A 26189-nucleotide genomic window follows, 5' to 3' on the forward strand; every position below is an offset into this window, starting at 1 on the left:
GAGCTGTTTTGGGATTTACGTTTTCATAATATTTCGAAAGATGTGCATAACTTGCAATTAATCCCCATAAATCGTTTTCTTGCAATCGAATTTCTAATGCCTTTTCTAAATCAGGCAACACATTTTCTTTCTTTTTTGCTAACCATTTTGTGTAGGCTAAATTGTCAATAACCCGAGCTCTTGTTTTAAAATTAATAATGGTATCTTTTAGTAAGCTATCTAAAATTTTTATTGAAGTATTATAATCCCCTAAATCTCTATAGGTATTGGCCATATTATTTTTAATTGCAATTTTATTTAGTTTTAAAAATGTTAAATCTTTCGCTTTTTTATAAAATATTAATGCATCATCTAGCTGTCCTTGTTCCTTTGAAGAAATTGCCCAGTTATTATAAACACTACTCGAGGAATTAGGGCTTTTGTTGCTCAAATAGTTTAAAGCTAAAGAGCCTAAAAAATCACTTGCAATATAATCTCCAAAAGTACGCTCAATAACAGCCATTTCTAGGAAAATATTACCATTTGTAATACTGTCATTGTATTTTAAATATTCATTTTTAACCAAATTATAATAGTAATAAGCACTATCCTTTTGTTGGTTCCTATTATAGTAATATGCTATTTTAGAATAATTTCGCCCAATAGATACTGAGTCATTATCTATTTTTGATTTTTGCAGTAATTCTTTTGAAATATAAACAGCACTGTCGTATTGTTTTAAATAACCATATAAGTAAATTTTATAAGTTTGAATTTGTTTAATTCGGGCATCAGAATTTTTATTTTCTATTTTTTGATAAGCACTATTTGCATTCGTTAAACGAGTCTTAAAATCTAAGGTATCGTTTTTCATGGCTTGCATAAAAATACTAATAGAGTCCAACGTACTTGTATTTGAAAATTTTAGTTCTTCTTTTGAAGTACAAGATACTAATTGAAAGAAACTAAAAACAAGAAAAAAGAGGAATGGGAATTTTAACTTTTTCATTCCTCTAAAATAGTATAAAACTGTTAATTGATAAAAGAATTATTGTAATATAATTAAAATAAAAAGCAATATGCTTAAGTGATTTTTTATACGCTTCTATTTGCCAATAAAGGTGGTGGTTCTCCATTAAAAGGATTCCAACGGCTAATACTTTTTGCTCCCATACCAGAGGCTCTTATAACTGCTCTATCTCCATAACGTTCTCTCATTTTATCCATAGCTTGATATAGATTTATAATTTTATCATTGTCTTCAAAAAGATTAATTTGATGACCGCCACTTACTAAATGACTAAATTTTACACCAATTAAGCGTACTAATAACCTACGCTGATACAAACTTTCGTATAACTGCATAACTACTGGTAAAATAGTATGATCTGAAGAACTATACGGTATTCGCATTTGTTTGGTATAGGTTTGAAAATCAGAATATCGAATTTTAAACGTCACACAAGCTGTTAGCTTATTGCCTCGCCTTAGCTGAAAGATTAAGTTTTCAGCCATGGCAACTAGGATACTTTTTAGCTTGGTAATATCGGTAGTGTCTTTATTAAAAGTGCGCTCTGTGGAGATAGATTTACGTTCGTGGTATTTAATTACTGGTGTATTATCAATTCCATTTGCCTTTTTCCAAATACTGGTTCCGTGTTTACCAAAAACTCTAGTCATCATATTCACGGGCATTTCCTGAACAGTTTGTATTTTTTTAATTCCTAAATCACAAAGTGAATTATAGGTTTTTTCTCCAACCATTGGAATTTTACGGACCGAAAGCGGTGCCAAAAAAAACTTTTCTGTACCCATGTTAATTTTTAATTCATTATTTGGTTTCGCTTCTCCAGTGGCAATTTTCGAAACTGTTTTATTAGTAGATAATCCAAATGAAATTGGCAAACCCGTTTCTCTAATTATTTTAGTTCGTAATTCTGAAGCTAATTGGTTGCAACCAAAAAACTGATCCATTCCTGTTAAATCAATATAAAACTCATCGATGGAAGACTTTTCATATAAAGGCACACTATCATTAATCACATCTGTTACTAGTTTTGAATATTTGGTGTAAATTCCTGAATTTCCACGTAAAACAATGGCTTCTGGACATAATTGTTTTGCCATTCGCATTGGCATAGCAGAATGTACGCCGTATTTACGAGCTTCGTAACTACAACTCGCAACTACTCCTCTATCTGAAGTACCTCCAATTAATACGGGTTTATTATTCAACCTACTATCTATTAATCGCTCGCAAGACACAAAAAAAGTATCTAAATCCATATGTACTATAGAACGCTCTAAACTACTCATACGCTTACTTTTTTTATGGTATCTACATATCTTGGGTCTTGAATAATTGCTAATTTTTCTAGTTGCTCAATTTCAATAGTTACACAATCAAATTCCTCTGTTACTTTACCTATTAACTTATACACGCCTCTTCCTTTTAATGGATATTTTTTAACTGACGGAGGAAAATGTACCGTATCAATATGCTTGCCTTTGGTATCTATAAAAGTTCCAAAATACATCATTTCACCTTTGGAAGTAATGGTTCGTTTTGCTGTTACATAATAACCGTAAACGGTGACTACTTTCCCTATGTAATTTGGTAAGTCATTGGCAAATAATTGTTGTTTTAACGGTTCTCTCAATAATTTAAACGGACTGTCTAATGTAAAACCAATATATTGCAATTCATCAAAAGCATCTTCTAATGTTGAGCTTGTTAATTGTGGTGTTTGGTAGGTTATTTTTTCAGACTTAAATAGTGTTGAAATCGTTTCTTCTAATACAACTTTGTGTACTTTCATATGTGCTTCCCATAACAGTTCTCGCTTGTTTCTTTGTGTAAATTGAAAAGCATTTACCTTTATTAAAATGGCAATTTGCTCTAATGAAATAGCAACCCGATCTATAAAATCATCTAAATCTAAAAACAAGCCATTTTTAGTTCTTTCTGTAACTATTTTTTGAGCATTTTTTAACTCAAAAGAATGCAACATTATAAATCCTAAATAAATATTTTTCCCTTCAATATAATTTTGATATTGAGCTTTATTGATATGTGGAGGATGGATAATTGCCCCATTCATTCTGGCTTCGTGTACATAATATTCTGGTTGATAAAAACCACCGAAATTATTAAGCGTTGCAACCATATATTCTAACGGATAATAGGCTTTTAAGTATAAACTTTGATAACTTTCAACTGCATACGATGCTGAATGGCCTTTTGCAAAAGCATAACCTGCAAAACTCTCAATTTGTCGCCATATTTCTGAAGTTAATTCTAACGAATGTCCTTTCTCATTACAGTTATCAAAAAACTGTTTTTTAACTTTTAAAAATTCTTCCTTAGACCTAAATTTTCCGCTCATTCCACGTCGTAACATATCAGCTTCGCCTAAAGTTAACCCACCAAAATAATGTGCTACTTTTATAACATCTTCTTGATAAACCATTACACCATAGGTTTCTGGCATAATTTCTAATAAAACAGGATGTGCGTCCTTTCTTCTTTCTGGCTTTCTATATCTTTTAATATACTCACGCATCATCCCCGATTTTGAAACTCCTGGTCGTATTACTGAACTTGCTGCAACCAAACCTAAATAATTATCAACTTGTAGCTTTTTTAATAACATTCGCATTGCAGGTGATTCTACATAAAAACATCCTATTGCTTCTGCATTTCTTAGTAAATGCTTAATTTTTTCATCTTCTTTAAATCGTTTTATGTCATGAATATCGATAGGGAAATCTTTTGGATGGTTGTATTTTACAATGTCAACTGCCTCACGTATTTTTCCTAAACCTCGCTGACTTAAAATATCAAACTTATATAAACCTATATTTTCTGCAACAACCATATCAAACATAGCTGTTGAAAAGCCTTTTGGAGGTAAATAGGTTGCTGTATAATAATGAATTGGTTTTTCTGAAATTAATATTCCTCCAGGATGTATGCCTAAATAATTTGGAAAACCTTTAATGTATTTACTATAAATCAATACCAATTTTGATAAATGATCTAGTTGGTTATGATTAAAATTATTGGTTGTTAGCTTGTCTATTTCTTCTTTTGGCAACCCAAACACTTTTCCTAATTCCCGAACAGAAGCTCTGTATTTAAATGTGTTATAAACGGCAATTAATGACGTGTTTTTAAATGTTTTGAATATATAATTCATAATATCATCTCTATCCCGCCACGAAAAATCCAAATCAAAGTCGGGCGGATTGGTACGATATAAATTAATAAACCGTTCAAAATATAAGTCCAATTCAATAGGGTCAACATCTGTTATTCGCAACAAATAAGCAACAATACTATTTGCGCCACTTCCTCTTCCAACATAATAATACCCTTTACTTCGGGCATATTTTAAAATTTTCCAGTTGATTAAAAAATACGAAACAAATTGTTTTTCTTTTATGATTGAAAGTTCTTTTTCTAATCGTGAAAAAACTCGCTTTCCAATTTTTTTATAGCGGTAATGCAACCCTTTGTATGCTAATTTTTTAAGTAACTTAAAATCTAGCACTTCTGAATTGCTATATGTTTTCTGATTTTTAGGTGAGCTTCCTAAAAAATCAAATAAAATACTACAACGCTTTAACAACGCTGTAGTATTCGTAATAATTTGAGGATATTCAGCATATATTTCTTGTAAAATATCTTCACATACCATTAAATCTGTTTCATTTCCTTGTTCTGAAATTGGCAATTTACTAAGCAAGGTATTGTTATCAATTGCACGTAATAAACGATGCGTATTAAACCCTTTTTTATGTTGAAATGACACTGTTTTTAATATCACTAATTTATCTTGTTGTAATCTCCATTTAGAAAATTTTAAATGATTTAAATCTGACGGTTTTATACCTATAAATTCGTTTTCTCTTAACTTATCAATTGTAGTAGTGAATGGGTAAATAACATACGTATCCGGAAAATATATAGCCCTTTTTGGAATGCTATAGTTTTGAATATGCAAAAAATCTGATAAATAATTATGGATACGTTCCAAGCCTTTGTTATTAATTGCAATCATAATAAACTGTTGTTGCACACCATTTCTAAAATCTACTCCAAGTACTGGTTTTATTGAGTTTTTAAGACATAATTGAACAAACTCTAAACTAGATGAAGTACTATTTATTTCTGTTAAACAAAGTGTAGTCACTTTGTTTTGCAACGCTATACCTATAAGTTCTTTAGGTGAAATAGTTCCATATCTAAGACTGTAGTATGTATGTGTATTTAAATACATTTAATTAAAAAAATTAGGTATCTCATTTTATTTTGCTAAATTAGCTCATTATTTTAGCAGTTGTTGCTCATTATTTTAGCATTATGAATTATTTACCAAATAACATTAAACAGATTAGAACTCTTAAAGGGTTAACTCAAGAACAGTTTGCAGAAGACTTAAAAGTATCTCGCTCAAGAATAAGCTCTTATGAAGAAAATAGAGCCATTCCTCCTATTGATTTTTTAATTGTTTTATCTGATTATTTTAAAATTCCTATTGATATTTTAGTTAAAAATGATTTATCTAAAACCAAAGACGCTTCGTTTATTGAGGTTGGAAATAAAAGAGTATTATTTCCTATTACAGTTGATGGCGCTAACGAAGATTTAATAGAAATTATTCCTGTTGAAGCTTCAGCAGGATATTTGAGAGGATATTCAGATCCTGAATATATTGAACATCTAAACAAAATAAAATTACCATTTTTACCAACGGGTACTCATAGGGCGTTTCCTATTAAAGGAGATTCTATGCTTCCTGTAAAAAGTGGGTCTTATATTGTTGCTAGATTTGTAGAAGATGTAACTAATATAAAAGATGGTAAAACATATATTATACTTACTTTAAATGATGGTATTGTGTACAAAAGAGTTTTCAATAAAATTGATGAACATAAAATGTTGCTATTGGTCTCTGATAATAAAAAATACGATCCCTATTATGTACCTATTGATGAAGTATTAGAACTATGGGAATTTACGTGTAGTATTAATACACAAGAATATGAGGAACACGAATTAAAAATTAGTAGTATTGCAACAATGCTAACACAATTAGGTGTTGAACTAAAAGAACTAGAAAAAACATATAAATAGTGTACGCAATTGTTGATATAGAAACCACAGGCCATAGATCAAAAATTACTGAAATTTCAATTTTTATTTTTGATGGTGTTAAGGTGGTTAACGAATATACTACACTCGTAAATCCTGAGTGCCCTATTCCTCCATTTATAACCAATTTAACAGGAATTACCAACGCCATGGTAAGTAATGCACCAAAGTTTTATGAAATTGCAAAAAAGGTAAATGAGATTACCAAAGACACCGTTTTTGTAGCGCACAGTGTTAATTTTGATTACACCATTATTCAAAAAGAATTTAAAGATTTAGGATTCGATTTTAAACGAAAAAAATTGTGTACGGTTCGGTTATCTCGTAAATTAATTCCCGGACTAAAATCATACAGTCTTGGTGCTTTATGTTCCTCTCAAAACATTGTAATAAAAGATAGACATAGAGCAAAAGGTGATGCAGAAGCCACAACTATTTTATTTGAAAAACTACTAAAATTAGATGCTAACCAAGTTGTTTTTAATTCTTTTTTAAGTCCACGCTCTAGGCAAGCAACCTTACCTCCTCAACTACCTAAAAATATTGTAGATAACCTTTCAGAAAAAACAGGCATTTATTATTTTAAGAATAGTACTAACGAAATTATTTATGTTGGAAAAGCAAATAACATTAAACAACGTGTTTTAAGTCATTTTTATGATAAATCGAAAAAGGAAATTAAAATGTCTCTTGAAATAAGTAATGTCACTTTTGTTGAAACTGGGAGTGAACTAGTAGCGTTATTAATGGAATCGTCTGAAATTAAAAAGATATTACCCAAATACAATAGAGCTCAAAGAAGAACACATGAAAGTATTGGTTTATTCAGCTATGAGGATAGAGATGGAATTATTCATTTAGCATACAACCGCTTAAAATTAATTTCACAACCTTTAATGAAATTCTATAATGAAACTGAATGCCGTTTATTTCTAGAAAAATTATGTGAACAATTTGAATTATGCCCTAAATATTGCCACTTACAATCAAACGTAAGCGCGTGTTTTCACTATCAAATTAAACAATGTAGAGGCATTTGTAGAAATGAAGAAAGCATTATAAGCTACAATAACAGATCTAAACAAGCTATTCAATCTATTCAATTTAGTACTCAAAATTTTATAGTTAAAGAAACAGGAAGAAACAACAAAGAACACTCTTTTGTTTTAATTCTTAATGGAATATATAAAGGTTTTGGGTATATAAATAAAAGAAAAAATTTAACTACAACTGATTATTTAGAATCAATACTACCTCAAAAAGATAATAATGATGTGAAACGTATTTTAAATTCATACCTAAAAAATAATAAGGAAACTGTTGAAGTAATTGATAATTACATACCCGAATTAAATTCTTTTGAATTATTTACTCGTTCATAATAAGCTAAAAAATCTAAAGTTCTTTCAAATACAACAAAACGAAGTATAAACTCATTTTATTTGAGACTAACGAAACACTTTATTTTTTTATCCGTTTTTCTGATAAACTCTAAGCCAATCAACATACATATACTGAGGAAATTTACTAGTTGAATCAGGATAACCAGCCCACGTACCTCCAACAGCAACATTCAAAAGAATAAAGAATTCTTTATGAAATTCAGACATTTCATCATCTTTTATTGACATTGATGCAAATTCTACTCCATCAACAAACCATGAAACCTTATTTTCGTCCCATTCCAATTCAAATACATGAAATGCATCAGCAAATTTACCTTGATTTAATTTGAAGGAAGCCGCACCCATACTTGCATGTGAATTTGATTTATCAGCATAGTGAATATTAGCCTCTATAACTGAATCATTTTTTGAACCATATAATTCGAAAATATCGATTTCACCAGATTGTGGCCAAGGTGTATCACCTCCATTTTCATTTATATTAGTTCCTAACATCCAAAAAGCTGGCCAAATTCCTGTGCCAAAAGGAAGCTTAGCCCTCGCTACAATCTTACCATATTTCCAAGATTGTTTATTGGCGGTATGTAATCTAGCCGATGAATAATTACCCATTCCATGTTCATCACTCTCGTGAATCGCTTTTATGGTAAGACATCCATTTTCGATATAGGCATTTTTACTACTATTTGTGTAACGTTGCCACTCACCATTGAAATGCCCTGCTTCTAATACTTGAAAATTCCAATTATTTTTATCAATAGAATCGGTTTCAAACTCATCTGACCACGCTAACTTCCAATCATTACCAGGCTCAAAAATAAATTCCTTTTTATTTATAGTGGGCTTCATAACTTTTTCTTGATCAATTTTATTCTTGTTATTTTCTTTATAAGCACAAGAAAATAAGGTGATTGAAATTAATGTGATACTTATAAAACCGAATACTATTTTTTTCATGTGTTTAAATTTATTTGTAATTAATTTATATTCAATTGATGCACTATTTAAGAACCTTAAATTAATGATGGTATTGTATTTTTTTCTTCTTCATTTTCAACGGATTCCCACCTATATAAATTTCAAATTCGCCCTCTTCAACAATCCATTTATTATCCATTCCAACAAAAGATAATCCTTTTGAAGTAATTCTAAATTTTACAGTTTTAGAAGCTCCCACCTTTAGCTTAATTTTTTGAAAACCAACTAATTTCTTTGAATCTGGAGAAACAGAGGCAACCATATCTTTGATAAAAAGTTCAACAACTTCTTTACCATCCATTTTTCCGGTATTTTTTACTTGAACACTTATTTCAAGTGCATCATCATGGCCTTTTAAAGTATCCTTTGAAATTGTAAATTTAGAATATTTAAAATTGGTATATGATAATCCATAACCAAACTCATATTGTGGGTAAAACCCATCAAATCCCCAATTTACATCGCGTATATCTGTTTTTTTATGATAATATGTTAAGTAATTCCCTGAATATTTTGGGTAGGTATAAGGCAATTTTCCACTTGGGTTTATTTTACCAAAAAGCACATCAGAAATTACTTTTCCACCTTCTTGACCTGGAAGGTACGCCATAATTACCGCATCAACTAATGGTTCAATTTCACGCATAATTCTAGGTCTTCCTTGTACCATGACCAAAATTATTGGTTTGCCTGTTTTAGAGAGTTTTTTAACTAATTCTTGTTGAACTTTAGGCAAGTCTAACTCATTAATATCAGAAGGTTTTTCAGTCGCAGGAATTTCTCCTACACAAACCACTATATAGTCAACTTTTTTAGCTTTTTTTATAGCCAACTTGGTATTAATATCGTCCAAATAACTCGTTCCTTCAGCAAACTCAACATTTGAACTTCCAATTTCCTTTTGAATAGCCTCTAAAATAGTTAATTTGGAGTGATCATTATAAAGTGTATCTCTACCTAAAAATGTCCTAGACCAAGCTCCATTCAATCTATTTATAGAGTTCGCAGCATAACCAGTTACCAACACCTTCTTCTTTTTATTTAAAGGCAAAACAACTGTTGTATTTTTTAGTAATGTAATTGCTTCGCTAGCTGTCTTATAATTTTCAGCAATATGTTTTTCACTACCAATCTTGGGAAAATCGCTTGGGTTGTTATAAGGAACATCAAATAAATTTAGTTGAAATTTAAGACGTAACACTCTCGTCACTGCATCGTCAATTCTATGTATTGGTATTTCATTCTTTTCAACTAAATCAACAATAACGTCAACTATTTTAGCATCAAAAGGATTCATAATTAAATCCAAACCAGCATTTACAGCTTGTTTAGTTGCATCTCTAAGGTCTTTAGCAGTTTGGTGAGCCTCTACTAAAAACTCCACATCACTAAAGTCTGAAATTACGACACCTTTAAATCTTAATTCGCCTTTTAATATATCTGTAATATAATATCTATTCGAGTGACAAGGAACACCATTTACTGCATTAGAGCTAATCATAACTCCCATTGCACCTTCTTTAATTGCATTCTCAAAAGGCGGCAAAAAATACTGTCTTAAATTTATTTCTGGAATAATTGCATTCGCTCTATCCTTCCCATTTCTGCCAGCTCCATACCCTAGAAAATGTTTTAGGCATACCGCCGTATTTGAAACATTCCCTACATCATTCTGCTGAGAACCTCTTACATAAGCATTCGTCATTTCAGAAACTAAATGAGGATCTTCCCCAAAACTTTCTGAAATTCGACCCCATAATGGACTCATAGCAACATCTGCATTCGGATTGAAGTTCCAAGGCAACGAAGCGGATTTTGATTCGTAAGATGTTATGTTGGCACTCATTTCTGTCAACTCTGGATTCCACGTTGCTGCTAACGCTATTTGATGTGGAAACATGACTGAACCCGCAACATAATTTGCCCCATGAATATTATCTATTCCATATAAAATAGGAATTCCTAATCGTGATTTTTTAATTGCAGCGTCTTGAATGGTTTTTAGTATTCTATACCATTCTTTAGAGTCAGCTAAATAGCCTGGCGTATTATGAATAGACCCAACATTTAAATCAATAATATATTTTTTAAACTTTTTAACATCGAAAACAGCACTATCTCTTTCATCCCAGTAATCACCTTTTAAAATAGTTGGTAAACCAATATTAAGCATTTGGCTTGCCTTTTCTTTTAAGGTCATTTTAGCCAATAAAACTTTTATCCTTTTTTCTGCTTGAGTTTCTTCTGCTACAGGTTCCATGAATATGCTTGATTTTGATTGATTTTATAAGCTGCTAAATGCATTGTCTAACCAACTCATTCGCTCAGAATACCAGCTTTTTAAATGACTAACTTCTTCTTCATAAGTATTATAGACTACCGGATTTGGCCAAACATAAATTCCTAAAGTTTCCCATACCATATCATTTTCTTGCTGAGACCATTTCAACTGATTCGCATAAAAATCCATTTTATCTAAAATGTATATTTCATTTTCTTTGAAGTAATTAAAACGTGTTTTAACTTTTTCTACAAAAGATTCATCTTCAAAAAGTCTTGAATACCATTTATGATCTTTCACCCAAAACCCTGTGGCTAACTCACATTCTGAATAGTTAACATTCCCAAAAGAAAGATCAAAATCCCAAAGCGGACCCATTTTAATTTTTTGACCAGGAATTACATTTAAAAATATACTTGAAAAACTTTTTGAGTCTTGATTCTTAGTAATTTCACTAATTAAATACCAGTCTATAAAACTATCAACATCAATATAATTGGCATACCCTTCTGTTGGATGTTTAAATTGACTGCTGTATAAATTTGTTTCAAATTCATTTAATAAATTTTTTACATAATTATACTCGTTACTATTTAATTCTAATTCTGGTTCCTTAATATTAATCAAAAAATTTCCCGTATGAAAATATACATCATCAGCATCTAACCTATCAAATTGATCTATCTCTAATAAATATCCACTACCTTCTAAATTAACTCTGCTTATTCCTTCTTCAACTTTTTGAGTTATATTATAGGTTCCGTTATAACTATCGTTCAAATAAACCTCTACAAAATTAGATTCAGGTGTCCAATCCAAATTACTTAAATAGCCCATTTCAAATGCAATTGAATTTCGCATCATAGTTTTATCAGAATATTCAGCTAAAAACAACCACTTTTTTTCAGAAGGCATACCCAGAAATTCGTGCTCATCAGATAATTTAAGTTGATATGGCTTTTTTGGGTGTACATACCAAGTAGAATTACCTCGTCCTCTAATTTTCATTGAAGAATCGTTCAAGCTGTTAAAATTTCTACCGCCATCAATTATAATACTCCCATCAACATAGTCTTCTTTAGAATCTATGGGTGCATTTTGATTGGTGCTTAGATAAATAATAGGAAGTCCTGTAAATTTCGTAACATCTATTTCATATGAAATTTGAGCACCGCTAGAAGATTTTACTGTATATGAGACAATACCCGTAAAATCATTTTTAGTAATTGCACTTGTTTGAGGAACATTGTTTACAGCTATAGATGATCCACTAAACTCGAAATTAGCAATTAACTCAGAGACATCAATATTTTGAGGAATTCTTCCAATAATTTTATTCCCTTCAATTGATAAATATACATTCGATAGTAAGTTAGGATTGTTTAAAGTTAGAAAAGAAAATTCACTAATTTCAACATTTTCAACAACATCAATTATAGGTTCACTATCATTATTACAAGCATTTAGAGCAAGAATTAAAATGATTAATCTTAAAACATATAAAAGCTTATTTTTTATAAATTCCAATTTTATGTTAAATTTAATTTACTAAAAATAGTAAAATGTGTTTTTACTATTTATTCTTCCAAACTAATTTCAGAAGGAATTTTAAGAATATTTTCTAACAAAGCTTCACTATCTCCATTGTAAGATTTGGTAATTTTATTTCCATTTCTTGTAAGTCCATTAAAAACACCTTTATCAACGGCATCCCATAAAACATATTTAGCTCTTCCATCGATTGTTATTAATCCAAAATGATTTTCAGAACCTAATGGATTTTGAGCATCCTTCCATTTTTCATCAAAAGCTTCAAAATAAAAACAAGACATGCCTTCTGAGTTTGTCCAATCTCGCATATGATTGTAATATAATTTTGCTTTATATTCATCAGCGGCGCCAGCACCTGTTGAACCATATTGGGTTGTTCCAGCAATACTAGCCCAACCTGTTTCTCCAATATGTATCGGTTTTGACACGCCAACACTTTTAATATAATTAGCCGTTGCATTATATTGAGCAATAGCATATTCTTTTGCTCTCAACATGGAAGCATCTACTTTTTCCTGAAGCGTAAGATTTTCTTGATCTTTAGGAACTTTCCAAAACGCATCATTGTAATGCGTATCATGAAAAGGGTATGTATGCATTGAAACAAAATCAACCGCATTCAATAATTTAGTTAAATCTTCCAAATGATAACTCTCATCTCCACCTCCCCAAGAAGCAAAATTATCAGAACTAGTTATCCATAAATCAGAAGGTAAATCTCCAGATTTTTTTAATTTTTGTAAATGGTTCACCCATTTTAAAATAATGGTTGGACTCACAAAGTAACTACTCGCCCAATGAACCATTGCTTCATTACCAACTGCAATAATTTTAACAATATCTGAATATTTGTTTGCCATTGTGATTGCTCTTTCTATTTCTGCTGTATTCGCTTCAATATCTTCGGCTTCATGATTTGGATTTGCTGTCCAAGCATTTTCACAATCTATCCAAGTACCCAACATGACATACATTTCAAAAGAAACATCTTCTCTTTTTAATTGAGAAATAGCCTCTAATAAATTTGAAGCTTGTTTAAGTTTTGTATTATAAGTACGTAAAACTTTAATGCCCATTGCATTTAAAATTTTCATGTCGTCCTTTAATTCTTCAATTGAAGGCTGAACATCTCTTGTATTTTCTCTATAACCACCATAAGATATTGCTAGATAATCAGGATTTCCTAAAATATCCTTAGCTGAAATTTCACTTTTTTGTACTGTTGGTGTACAGCTATAAATTGTTATTGATGCTATCAGTAATAAAATTATCTTAAAAGGGTTTTTCATAATAAATAGGTTAATATGTTTTTAGTAATTTTTGTTATTTCATTACAAGCTTTGGAGTTCTATCTACGTAATACAACCCCCAATGCTTTTCGGGCTCATATTCTTCGTCCGATCCTTTCCAAGGTTCATCAAAAGCTTCAAAAACAAATGTTAAAATATCATCTTCAGTATTCCAATTCATCAAATCATTATAGTAAATTTTCTGAAACTCTTCACTTACATTTGTGGGATCTATTCCCCTTCCATTTGAATTAGTTGCCCAACCAGCCTCAGTAATCACAACCAACTTATCAGGATATTTATTGGCAATAGCATAATAATTTTGCTTTGTATATTCTAATGCATCGTGAATATTTTTATATTCCCAAACAGGATACGTATGAATTGATATAAAATCTACTACGTCAACTAACTCTTTTAACTTATCAAGCCAAGGGACATAGTTTTCACAAAATGTAACAGGTTGCTTTGCGCTCTTTTTTATTTGTTTAACATAGTTAATAACACTTTTTACGGGTACATAGTGATCAGTCCAATCAACACAAGCTTCATTTCCAGCAGATAACGAAAAAATAATATCGTCATACTCGTCAGCTAAATGAATTAGTTTTTCAATTCTTTGCTCATTTACTAGCTTATTTTTAACCAATTCTTCTTCTGAAAAAATATGAGTTTCCCAAGGGCAACCGAAATTATTCATTTCAGCAATAATGTATGCCCCTAGCATAACTTTAAAATCTAGTTTTTCATTTTTAATAACGTTCAATACCATTTCAGCATGCTCATCACAATCATATAAACGTAGATATTTCCAATTTCCTTGAAGAATTAACAAATCTTCCTTAACCTCTTCATAACTAGGAGATAAACCTCCAGGCTGTTGTCCTTCTCTAAAACCTGAGTAGCAAATAGCCCTGCCTTTTTCTATGTTGAGTACTTTATTATATTTCATTCATTATTTCTTAGTTAGTAAATCTTTTATAGGATTATTAAAATTTAAGATTTTCATCTTTATCCCATAATCCCCAATAAGCTCCTACATCACCTTCTGCTCCTACTTTCCATGATTCATCAAACGAGGAAAAATAAAACATTTCAATATCATCTTTTGCCGACCATGCTTGTGCATTGATAAAATATTTCATAGCATTTTCGTTTGATGCAAGAGCTCCTTTAAGTCCTCCACCTTCACTTGGCCAACCAGTTTCAGTAATTATTACTCTTTTTCCATTTCCAGCTTGCGAAGCTTGACCGAACATTTCTCTCATATGATTTAAAGAATATTCTAAAGGACAACCTTCCCAATAAGGATAGCAATTCGCTAGAATAACATCACAAGCTTCCGTTATTCTTGGACGAGCAGAAAATTCATAATAGGCATCAACATAGCCTACAGGAATTCCCGGTAAAGCCTCTTTAACTCGATTTATATAGCCTATTAACTGATCTTCGGTTAAATCTCCACGATACATTACCTCATTTCCAACTGCAGCTATATCTACACAACCTTCCTTCGCTAATGCTATAAGTCCTTCTATTTCAGCCTCATTCATTTCTAAATCATCTCCTAACCATGCGCCTACCAACGTTTTTATTCCATTTTTGTGTGCAACGCGAGGAATGTATTCATTTCCTTCTACACAAGAAAATGAGCGTACCCAATTTGTATATGGTTTAATTATTTCTATTCTTCTTTGTACTTGTTCTTCAGTAATTATATCACCTGGCTTTTGACCATCTTCATACATACTAAAGCAAAGGCCGTGCATGCCATTATCTAAAGTTTTTCTCCATAATTTTTTTAATTCCTGTTCTGATAATTTACCAAAATCTACTCCACTATAATCTGAATAATCTGTTTTACTAAGTGAAAATTGACGTTCTTTTCTGTATGACATTTTTTTTGTTTTTAGTCGTTTTTATTAAAGTTCTCCTCTACGTTCTATTAATTTCTTTTTAATTTCACGTGCTCTTTTTTCATTAAGGCTATAACTCCACATTACCCATATTGCTAAGGCTGCAGTAAGCGACGGAATTAAAATATCCGCGATTCTAAGTCTATTCATAGTCTCAAATGTTTGCTCAGTAACATTTGGATCAAATCCTACAATTTTTAAAATTACACCACCTAAAACAAGTGCTATTGCTTGACCCAATTTAACCATCCACCAATAAATTGCTCCAAAAGTTCCTTCTTTTCTTGGCATTCCATTTTCTAATTCGTCTAAATCGCAAACATCAGCTGTCATAGACATCATTAGTGTGAATAATCCTCCCATTCCAAAAGCAAATAAAGGAATAGGTACAAACATTAACCATGGAATTTCATTCCCAGGATCTATTGTAAACCAAGACATTCCTATATTATCTAATAGTGGGTTTAAAGTTTCAAAAATAGATCCAATTACAGAGTTTAAACTTTTTCCTAATCCAGTTTGATTAAATGAACTATTTAGATCTTTATCAAACCCCCACCATTTTAAAAGATATCCTGCAATTGATAAAGCTGTTGAGATTATAAACGCTTTTCTCTTTCCCCATTTATTTGCCATTTTTGAAATAATTGGTATCACCAAAAATGCAGTAATCATTGCATTAATAGTATTAAACCAAGCTGGCCAAGTACCTGCCATTTCATAACTACCATTATACAAGTAAAACACAATAATAAAAACTCCAAATGCCGCTACAAGTTGAAAGCCATTAAAAACTAAAAATGTGGCTCCGCATAGCTTCATAAATGGTTTATTTTTTGAAACTTGAATAATTCCCACATACAATTCTTTCATATTTGAAGCGAGGGTCCTGAAATTAATTTTCTTTCTATTCTCCATATGTGAAGAATCAATCCCTTTACAAAATAAAGATGGAAGTATTCCAAAAACTATAGTCATAAGCCCTACAATAAGTGCCATTGTTCTAACTCCTTCCGTTTGAGTATTAAACGTATTAGAATCTGGTATGATAACATAAAGCCAAGGAACAATCATCCAAGCAATTTGTCCCATACTATTTGCAAAACTCATCAATCGAGTTCGTTCATTATAATCTGAAGTCATTTCATAACCAAGTCCTACTAACGGTGTAGCAAACATCGTATTTCCAACAAGAAACAAAATTTGAAGTACCATGACATGCCAAATAATATATGTTTGTGAGGCATTATCATCAATTTGCCACATTAAAAAGAACAAAACACCACTAATAATTGCTCCTAAAAATATATAAGGTCTTCTTCGTCCCCATTTAGATTGCGTATTATCTGAAATAAAACCCATTATTGGGTCAGTAATAGCATCAAATATCCTTGGAAGACCTCCTAGTAATCCTGCCCATAAAGGGTCTACTCCCCAAGCTGTCAATAAGAAAAATTGAATAAAAACACCCAAAGTTCCTGGCAAAATATTTAATATAAAATGACCTGCACCAAATGCAGCCTTTTGACCTACTGGAACTTTATCTTTTAATGCTGTTGTATAGTGCTTCATTCTATTAAAATTTAATTGTTTAATTATTAATTTATGAGATAGCTATTTTTTTAATGAAATTAGTTTGTATTCGTTTCTTTATAAATTTGTTGAACGATACTGTAAGCTTTTTTCTTGTTTCTATCAATATCAACAATTCCCCAATATTCTTCATTAGGGCTTCCGTCATAAGGCACTCCACTACTATTTGGTGCCCAACCTCCTGGATCTTGAGTAGCATTATCACCAGCCTTCCACCAGCCATCGGTAAATGAAAATAATGTAACACCTAACGAACGATTTTTTGACTTAAAAATAGTTTCCAGTATATTTTTGGTGGCTGCTGCTTGAGCATCTTGATTCTCTCCTTGTTCAAAATTATTTTTAGAAATAGTCATATAGCTATCAGCTCCAGCTTCAGATAAGTATATAGGTTTTGAACTTATAGCATCCCATTCTGAAAATAAACTTTCAGGATTATCCCATCGATAGACATTTATTCCCCAAATATCAATATTTGGACTTGCAGCTATAGCTAAACTATCAGGCAATTCACCATGAGCTGTCGCAACAGGGTGATTTTTATCTATGCTATGAATAACATCAGCTGCATTATTTAATGAAGTATACCAATTTGAAATATCATTTTCAAACCATTCTGGATGATAATTATATTCATTCCCTAACTCCCAAAACAAAATGGCTTCATGATTTTTATACTTGTTTATATAATCTGCAAATGAGCCCGACAGTATATCAAAATTTCCATTTTGATTATATCCAAATCCTATAATAACTTTAATTCCTGCCTTATGAATTTCATCAAGAACTGCTTTATCATCAACGGGTGAGTACACTCGAATTGTATTTATCCCTGCATCCACCATTAAAGCCAAATCATTTGTCAAATTATTAAAACTTCGCTGATCACTACCCTTTGGAACTGGGTGATAGCAAATACCCTTAATAAAATAAGGAGATTCATCAACTATTAATTGCTTATCTACTATTTTTACATCTAAATTTTCAACTACAGTTGAGCACGAAGACATAACTACTAGAAGAAATACTATAATTTTAATTTTATGTATCATTTCAAAACTTTTTAAAATTTAACACTTATATTAAATTGCTTCTTATTTTTTTAACCAACTAGATTAATTCTCTTTTAAAAAAACAATGATTTGTTCTATTTCACCTGCTCTATTAAAAAGCTGATTACTTCTTTCGTTATCAAGAACTAATTCGTCAAAATTAACAATTGAACCATTATTATTAATTACATCAATTCCATTTTTTGATGATAATTTATAAATTATAGGAACCTGGCAATACGTAAAACAAAGCGACTTTGCTTCTAATTCTATTTTCTTTAACTCTTTATCAATATTAAAATAATTGAATATTCTAGATGCTTTCAAAAATTCATGACCTCTTAATAATCGCGGGTTGAATTGAACATTTCCATTTTTAACAAAAACTCCTAATTCCCCAATTCTACTTAGGATATCTTCTTTTACTTGACCTGTCATTCCTGGTTGTTGAGCCCCTTTCCCTGCTGGAGTATGTGAGTATGGATCTGTTGAAAATGCACCATACAATTTTGGTGATTTATGCACTCCAATACCTTCATATATTTCAAAATAATGATCAAACATTTTCCCAATTAGCACATCATTTTCTTTTTGTTCTATAGCACTCAAACAAGTTTCTTGAACTGCCAATAATAATTTTGAAACCATATGCCAATAAATAGAACCAAGTCCTTCAAACCCAAAGAAAGTTCCTGATCTGCCCGTAAATGCTTTATGATTGAATATTTTTTCAAAAATATCTAATACGTGCTCAGTCTCATTTTCTAATAAGGATTTGTACTCATCTGGTAATTCATTCAAAGCTTGCTTTAAGCTATTTGAATTATTAAAACTTCCATTAAAATGATATTGTCCTGTACAATCTTTTTCAATTACTTGAACATTACCCTTTTTAACTAATTCTGTTAAAAGAGGTGATTTATTAACATCTGTTTCCAAAATATTATTTTTATCACTAAACCTTGGAAGTTCCTTATTCGGATATAAAATATAGCTATATTGATCAGGTCTAAACAATGCACTTGCTTTTAAGCTATCTAAGAGTTCTAAACTATTTTTAGATGAAAGATACCCTGAACTTAAAATGGCAACTTGACCTTCTAGCATTTCAGGTAAATATGAAATTGATACTTCATCTTTACTTTCAACCGTCATTAAATTATACGCATGGTATAAATTATCAACTCTTTTATTCGCTTCAATTGAATGATCGATATATTGCAGGGTTATTTTTGTGAAGTTTAATAAATCCTCTTTAGTGATTGTATTTTTAACACTAGAAAAACCATCAGCATAAATAGCTGATCTATAGGCACTACCTGAAACTCCAAGTCCATCTAACACCGTTTTTCGATCTTTATCTGAAACTTTTCTAGCTAATATATTTTTATGATTCTCTAACGTTTCTGTAACTCCATTAAAGAATGCAAGCAATTCGGTTGAAATTTCAACATTGTTTACTTCTGATTTTGAAATCACCTCATCGAAGAATTTTAAGAATCTCCTCAAATAATACAAGGTTACCATAGAAACTCCATTTCCTACCAACGCATTATTTGCATCATTCCATTCAGGTCTCTGAGTATTCATCCAAATACCTCCTTCAGGAATAAAATTTGATACTTTTGCTAAAACAGTTGCTAAAAGCTTCTCTATTAAATTAACTTTATATATGGACTGATCTTTACCTCTTAGTAACGCTCCATCTGCACCTATTTCCTCTTTTTGTTGAACTATTTTTTCATCTAATTCCGCATCAAATTCTATCGTGTCTTTTGAATTTTTTAAGATCTCCTGATAACTTTTAATTTTATAAGGAACGTTCGCATACACAAAAAGCTCTGTATTGAAATAATTAGCTAATTTATTCGGATAATAGTTTTCAATAAATTCTAGAAATTTCAATAAATATATAATTTGATGATCTCCCCAATACCCAATATAAGACCAAGGATTATCAGGCTCAATTGTTTCCCAATCAAATCCATCCTTTGTAACTCTATATGGGTTATATCCATCAAATGTAGACGCATTTAAAAACTTATGAATCATACTTTCAATAAACTCAGGGTATGAATGCGCTAACGCTTCCCAGTTTTGGAATATATCTCTCCAGTTCCCTTCGTAGTCTAAAATTTTAGAATCATCAACTTCATTCCTTGTGTTTATTGAAAATTTGTTCCAAGGTCTACTTGGATCACCGTGTCTTCTACTAAATTTCAAAGGCATATATTCTATACAAAGTCTTTTGAAATTTTTATCTTCGTTTTGATATACAGCATCTTTCAAGAAACTAAGAGAAAATAAATCTGGTAGCTGCTTTATAAAGTTAGTATGGTTCTTTAAAACATTCTTATTCGCTTTTTTAATATATTTTATAAAATCATTCTTTTCAATTTGGTAATTATGATCGAAAATACCACCTCGCATGATATTAAAAAGCGTATTTGAAAAATGTCTTGAGTTAATCTGATCATCATTAGTTAATTGTATACCATCTGATGCTCCAGTTAATCGAACCAATTTGCTCGTACCTCTTTCAATATTGTCTTGAATTAAGGATATTATATTTTTTTCAGTTTTAATTGTTTCTTTAATTTCATTAATTGCACTTATAGATTGGTTTACATTTGCAACCAACATCCAATTTTTATTTTCTTGTGCTTTTAACGTGAAATTTGAACACGTAAAATAGGCTCCTTTTTCAGCTTTTACATCAATTTCTTGATGAATTTCTTTTCCACGTCTAAAATTATCTAATTGTAACGATGAAACTAAATAGGTCGGTTTTTCTATTCCAACAGACCAAACAATATTTGATTTTAATGCTTCACTTGGTTCTGCCTTATCAACTATAATAGCGCTTAAAGCGTATATCCCCAATCCAACTTCAGCCTCAAGCTCGCTTCTTTTATAAGCATCAACCAAGTTACTTCTTATGGCTTGTATATCTTCTCCAACTCCATAAGGAATAATATTTTGAATTCCATCTAAAATTTTAATCGCTAAAGGTGAATTTGTATTATTATTTAAGGTTGACTTTTTTACAAATCCATATTTACTGCTCGAACACCATTCATATTTAAAAGTTAATCCTAAATCATTATTGGTTTCCTCAAAAATAACTTTGTTCCCAAACTTATTCTTGTACAAATTTCTATTAATTTTATAAATACCTATGTACTTACTAGAAAATGGTTCCCATAAATAGGTTTTCCCTTTAATTTCAACTTGTAAAATAGTTTTACTACCTGTAATCTCGGCTGATTCCGTAATTTTATCATCTGTATAATACGGAAACAACGCATGATTGCTATTTTTTCTACCTGCCGATAATCCACCATTACTTGAGATAAACATCCAATGGTCTGAATTACTCACAATACTCATAAAAAAAGGTCTCATTTCATCTACATTTGAAATTTTATTAAAAATTTCTCCATCAATAGTGACTGTTGTGCCTTTAACTTCATTCTTTTCAAATGAAGCTTTTCTATCTCCTATATACATACTTTTAGTATTATTCGTTTATTATATTTTTTCTAAACCTACTTTTGTAGGACTATTTTTATACTTACTATATTCTAAATTACTTTAAAAGGGATATTAGCAGTTGCAGCGTTTTTACCCTCATCATACACATAAATGAACAACCTATATACTCCTTTTTTATTTGGTGCCTTAAAATTTAAAACACCATTATCGACAGTTATTATTTCTATTTTTTCTGAAGCAGGTTTTTGTTCAAAATCTCCTCCATCACTTACATTTGTAGCTTCAAATAATATCTCCCATTTATATTCTAATTCATCATTCTCAATATCTTGAATTTGTAAATTTGCAACATATGGTTCGTTCGCTTTTAAATTTACATTTTCATAAGCTGTTTTATTATTTAAATAAAACGACTGAATTTGGGGTGCTCTATTTATTGGCCATTCTCCATTCCATAAATAATGCATAACGTCAACTGATTCCGTTTTACTTCCATCTTCTAAAAATAGACCATACCAAGTAGGTGTTCTTTCTTGCTTGTTCCCCCAAAGGAAAACATAAGAACCAATACACTGATTAGTATCTTGCTGAATTCCGTACTGATATCTTTTTAAATAATTGGCTGCTTTTATTGTACTATTTTCTTCAATTGGGGCTCCCCAATTTGTTTTTGGAACCTCCCAATGCCCAGTTGCTCCCCACTCTGTTACTATATAAGCTCCTTCCCATTCGCATTGCTTTATTAACTTTGGTAGTTTAACTAAATCTCCATAAACTTGAAAACATAGAAGATCTAAGTCTGAACTTCTTTCTTTTATTAATTTAACTTCTCTCTTCGGAACTCCAGCAAGTGTTGTAGTTGTTAAATGATTTGGATCAATTTTGTGAATCATCTTAGAAATATCATTTACTGCATCCCAAACTTTTGGATTTGTATAACGTAAGTTTAGTTCATTTCCAATTGCCCAAATTAAGAGTGCAGGATGATCCTTTAAAGCTAAAACTTCTTGTTTTATTCTTTCTAATTGCTTTGCAACTGCAGTTTCATCATTATAATCAAAACCATGCCTTTCTCTAGCAACTTCAATTCCCATTGTTACCATTAACCCATTTTCATAGGCTTGGTCTAATACTTCTCTTCCACTTTTTTGACCATTCTCAGTTCTCCAAGTTCTAAAAGAATTTCCGTGATGCTCAGCCACTGCTGAAATATTTCCAAATTCAAGTCCAGCTCCTTTAATGTAGAATGACTCTTTGTCAACTAACAATTCAAATTTACCGTTAGAATTCACCAATTCTACTTTTGCAGATTTCTTTTCTAATACGGTTTTCTCCATATTTTTCTGTTGATCTTTACAGCTGAATACTAAAGAAATAAAAATTAATATTTTCACTATAATTTTAATCATTTAATATCTTTTACTATAATAATCTTATTTAGTTTTTTACTAAATCAAATTCAATTTGTTCTAAGGATTTTCCTTTTGTCTCAGGAAGAATTTTTAATAAAATTAAAAATCCAACTACTGCAATTATGCCAAATATCAAGAAGGTTAATGCATTACCAAGCGTAGATAATTCCCAAGGAAAAATTTGTTGAATAAGCCAACTAACAAAAGAGTTAATAAATCCAATCACACCAATTGCTAAACCTCTATATTTGTTTGGATATAACTCTGAAAGTAACACCCACATAACTGGTCCTAATGAAAAAGCAAAACAAGCTATAAAACCTAAAATACCAACTAAAACTAATACAGGATTCATATCAGTAGCAGCTTCTAAAATTGCACCTTCATTTTTTGCATAAACCTGATTGCCCAGAGCTGATTTCATATCTCTCTTAAATTCTAAATCACTTTCATATAATTTATTTTCAAATGCTTTTAATTTATTTCCGTCAAAATTTTCAAAAGCTACTATTTCTTGTGGTGTTAATTTGTAGGTCGCTTGGTTAAATCCAAAAGCTATCATTAATAAACTTATGGATATTCCTGCCATTCCTATTAATAACAGTGGACGCCTCCCCATTCGATCTATTAAAAGTATTGCAACAATCGTAAAAATTACTGATGTGAAACTTAACAAAACTCCTGAAGAGAATGCAGCATCTGTTCCAATTCCTGTTTGTTTAAAAATTGACGTAGCATAGAAATAAACTGCATTTATTCCAGTTATTTGTTGTAATACCCCTATCACTAAACCAACAATTAATATAAAACGTAATGATGGTTTTAGCAGTTCTTTAATCGATATATTCGAAGACTTTTTACTTCTTTTAATATTATCACCAATAGTACTAATTTCTATTTCAGCTTGTTTCGCACCATATATATTTCTTAATATCTTTTTTGCTTCTTCTAATTTACCTGACATATACAGCCAACGTGGACTTTTAGGCACAAAGAATAAGAAAATGAAATACAAAACAGCCGGAATTAATTCTACACCTAACATCCATCTCCAAACATTTTCATCAGTAAAAATAGAATCGCCAGTTGTATTTAATTTATTAAAGTAGTAGTTACTTAAAAATGCTGCAAAAAAACCAAGAACAATATTTAATTGCTGAATAGAAACTAATTTACCTCTATTCTTTGCGCTAGAAATTTCAGCAATATATGTTGGGGCCAAAATAAGTGCGGCACCAAAAGCAAAACCACCAATCATTCTGGCTATATAAAGCATTTCATACGAAATCGCATAAGCTGATAATAGTGCTGATAATGCATAAGAAAATGCAACAACTATTAATATCTTTTTTCGACCAATTATATCGCTCAATCTTCCAGAAATAAGCATGGCAATCATCGCAGCAAAAGAAGGTGAACTTACCACCCATCCTGTTTGACCATCGCTTAAATTAAATTCAGGCCCAGCGTACGACATGACTCCAGAAATTATTCCAGCATCAAAACCAAATAAAAAACCTCCTAAGGAAACTACAAATGCGATAAAAATTATTTTTTTTGACATAATTAATTATTGTTTTCCTTTAAAATTTAAGTTAGTTAAGTATAATTGTCTGTATGGAGTGTGCTGGCATTTTTAAATTTGCAGTTTTTACATCAATTGATAATAAGTAATTTAACTCCTCATCACTATCATTTAAAGCTACCACAACAATACTTCCATCTGTGTTCATAAATGAAGTAGCGCTTAAATGATTTGCTGTTGTTCCTGTAGATAATCTTTTAGCTCCAGGTCTAATAAATTTTGAAAAATGACCAATATAATAATACGAATTTGTAAATGTTAAAGCATCTGTTTGTGTATCACCATGAACTGGAGCAAAACAAAGGTTTCCAACGTGATTTGGCCCTCCAGTTTCATCTAATAAAATATTCCAATCTGTCCAAGCTACAGTTCCATTATTAAAATCATTAATCATAGATTTTCCATAACGTTCAGCCAGTTTTGGATCATTTATTCTATTTATGTCATAACCTTCATTACAGCCTTCGGTAAAAATCAACTTCTTATCTGGAAACGCTTCATTTACTTTTGCAACATTCGTGTATATTGGAGTTCCATCTTTCCAATCTTCATACCAATGAAAACCAGAACCCCAAACATATTTATTTGCATCTGGGTCATTTAAAATAATAGTTGATCTTTCAAATAATAAATCCCTATTATGATCCCAAATAATAATATTTTTATCTCCCAAACCTTCTTTTTCTAAGGTAGGGCCTAAATAATTTTTTAAAAAATCTCGTTCTTCTTCAGCAGTATATATACAAGATTCCCATATTTGCACAGCCATAGGCTCATTTTGAATTGTTAGTCCCCAAATTGGAATACCTTCTTTTTCATAAGCTTTGATAAATTTTGCATAATAATTGGCCCAAGGTTGGTAAAATTCTGGTTTTAATTTTCCACCTTTAAGCATATTATTGTTTGTTTTCATAAATGCAGGTGGACTCCAAGGACTTGCGTACATAGTTAATTTACCTCCTGCAGCTTCAATTGCTTTTTTTGTAAATGGCAATCTGAATTCTCTATCGTGATCAATTGAGAATGTTTTTAATTCAGTATCTCCTTCATCTATATATGTATAGCTTTTAGTTGAAAAGTCACAACTATGAATTATGGTACGAGCTAAAGAATAGCCGATACCATTATCTATAGTAAAATATGACTGGAGAAATAGTTCTTGGTTTTTTTCGCTTAACTTATAAAAAGTTTCTGCAGATGCATCTGTAAGAGCTGCACCAATTCCTACCAACGTTTGATACTTCTTTGTAGGATTAATTAATATAGAAGCTTGAGTTTCCAACGGCTGTTGAAAATCATTAAATTTTACAGAATCTGTAAACGCTAATTTTAAGTCTGTATTTTGGGCGGTTGTATAAACTTTACTATTCAAAATTGAATAATCTATTTTATGATTAGGAATTTCTTTTATTTCTTTTGTTTCATTTGAAGTGCAACTAACAATTAATCCAAAAACTCCAAACAAAAATACTTTTTTAACTAATTTCATTTCAAT

General features: G+C 30.7%; 16 protein-coding genes and 1 pseudogene. 2 read left to right on the forward strand and 15 right to left on the reverse strand.

From position 1 onward, the window contains the following. From HKP59_RS00005 to dnaE, 3 genes and pseudogenes are all read right to left on the reverse strand, one after another. Nucleotides 1–988: pseudogene (locus HKP59_RS00005) on the reverse strand (hypothetical protein); the annotation flags it as partial. Between the two features lie 86 nt (nt 989–1074). Continuing rightward, nucleotides 1075–2295: a DNA polymerase IV gene (dinB, locus tag HKP59_RS00010; protein WP_291802391.1), complete on the reverse strand. Its 1221-nt coding sequence runs from the start codon at nt 2293–2295 to the stop codon at nt 1075–1077. Further along, the gene (gene dnaE, locus HKP59_RS00015; protein ID WP_291802393.1) at nt 2292–5261 is read right to left on the reverse strand and encodes a DNA polymerase III subunit alpha; all 2970 of its coding nucleotides are present in this window, start codon (nt 5259–5261) and stop codon (nt 2292–2294) included. The genes dinB and dnaE overlap by 4 nt, the downstream gene beginning before the upstream one ends. Nucleotides 5262–5344: 83 nt before the next feature. On the opposite strand from dnaE, the gene HKP59_RS00020 reads away from it, so the two are divergent. Then, nucleotides 5345–6118 (forward strand): LexA family transcriptional regulator, encoded by a 774-nt coding sequence (locus tag HKP59_RS00020; protein WP_291802395.1) that lies wholly within the window; start codon nt 5345–5347, stop codon nt 6116–6118. Continuing rightward, complete coding sequence (locus HKP59_RS00025) at nt 6118–7518, forward strand: exonuclease domain-containing protein (protein ID WP_291802396.1); 1401 nt, start codon at nt 6118–6120, stop codon at nt 7516–7518. The genes HKP59_RS00020 and HKP59_RS00025 overlap by 1 nt, the downstream gene beginning before the upstream one ends. A gap of 87 nt (nt 7519–7605) precedes the next feature. On the opposite strand, the gene HKP59_RS00030 is transcribed toward HKP59_RS00025, so the two are convergent. The 12 genes from HKP59_RS00030 to HKP59_RS00085 all read right to left on the reverse strand — a co-directional run bounded on the left by HKP59_RS00030 (nt 7606) and on the right by HKP59_RS00085 (nt 26183). Then, nucleotides 7606–8499 (reverse strand): glycoside hydrolase family 16 protein, encoded by an 894-nt coding sequence (locus HKP59_RS00030; protein WP_291802397.1) that lies wholly within the window; start codon nt 8497–8499, stop codon nt 7606–7608. A 61-nt stretch (nt 8500–8560) separates the two neighbouring features. Beyond that, nucleotides 8561–10780, reverse strand: coding sequence for a glycoside hydrolase family 3 N-terminal domain-containing protein (locus tag HKP59_RS00035; RefSeq protein WP_291802399.1), 2220 nt, complete (start codon nt 10778–10780; stop codon nt 8561–8563). A gap of 24 nt (nt 10781–10804) precedes the next feature. Next, nucleotides 10805–12328, reverse strand: a complete 1524-nt coding sequence (locus HKP59_RS00040) for a CotH kinase family protein (RefSeq protein ID WP_291802400.1) — start codon at nt 12326–12328, stop codon at nt 10805–10807. Nucleotides 12329–12378: 50 nt separating this feature from the next. Continuing rightward, complete coding sequence (locus HKP59_RS00045; RefSeq protein WP_291802402.1) at nt 12379–13641, reverse strand: glycosyl hydrolase family 17; 1263 nt, start codon at nt 13639–13641, stop codon at nt 12379–12381. 34 nt (nt 13642–13675) lie between these two features. Beyond that, entirely contained in the window at nt 13676–14593 is a 918-nt protein-coding gene (locus HKP59_RS00050; protein ID WP_291802404.1) for a hypothetical protein, read from the reverse strand. Between the two features lie 37 nt (nt 14594–14630). Beyond that, entirely contained in the window at nt 14631–15539 is a 909-nt protein-coding gene (locus tag HKP59_RS00055) for a glycosyl hydrolase family 17 protein (RefSeq protein WP_291802405.1), read from the reverse strand. Between the two features lie 24 nt (nt 15540–15563). Then, nucleotides 15564–17129, reverse strand: a complete 1566-nt coding sequence (locus HKP59_RS00060; protein WP_291802407.1) for an MFS transporter — start codon at nt 17127–17129, stop codon at nt 15564–15566. Nucleotides 17130–17188: 59 nt separating this feature from the next. Continuing rightward, entirely contained in the window at nt 17189–18202 is a 1014-nt protein-coding gene (locus HKP59_RS00065) for a glycoside hydrolase family 2 TIM barrel-domain containing protein (RefSeq protein ID WP_291802409.1), read from the reverse strand. Between the two features lie 63 nt (nt 18203–18265). After that, nucleotides 18266–21712 carry a hypothetical protein gene (locus HKP59_RS00070; RefSeq protein WP_291802410.1) on the reverse strand — a complete coding sequence of 1149 codons (3447 nt, stop codon included), beginning with the start codon at nt 21710–21712 and terminating at the stop codon, nt 18266–18268. A gap of 74 nt (nt 21713–21786) precedes the next feature. After that, nucleotides 21787–23106 (reverse strand): glycoside hydrolase family 2 TIM barrel-domain containing protein, encoded by a 1320-nt coding sequence (locus tag HKP59_RS00075; protein WP_291802412.1) that lies wholly within the window; start codon nt 23104–23106, stop codon nt 21787–21789. Between the two features lie 28 nt (nt 23107–23134). Beyond that, a complete protein-coding gene (locus HKP59_RS00080) occupies nt 23135–24673 on the reverse strand; it encodes a sugar porter family MFS transporter (RefSeq protein ID WP_291802414.1) in 1539 nt (512 codons plus the stop codon). Between the two features lie 31 nt (nt 24674–24704). Then, the gene (locus HKP59_RS00085; RefSeq protein ID WP_291802416.1) at nt 24705–26183 is read right to left on the reverse strand and encodes a glycoside hydrolase family 30 beta sandwich domain-containing protein; all 1479 of its coding nucleotides are present in this window, start codon (nt 26181–26183) and stop codon (nt 24705–24707) included. Between the last annotated feature and the right edge of the window lie 6 nt (nt 26184–26189).

It is taken from the genome of Lutibacter sp. (assembly GCF_013041805.1).
Taxonomy (GTDB): domain Bacteria; phylum Bacteroidota; class Bacteroidia; order Flavobacteriales; family Flavobacteriaceae; genus Lutibacter.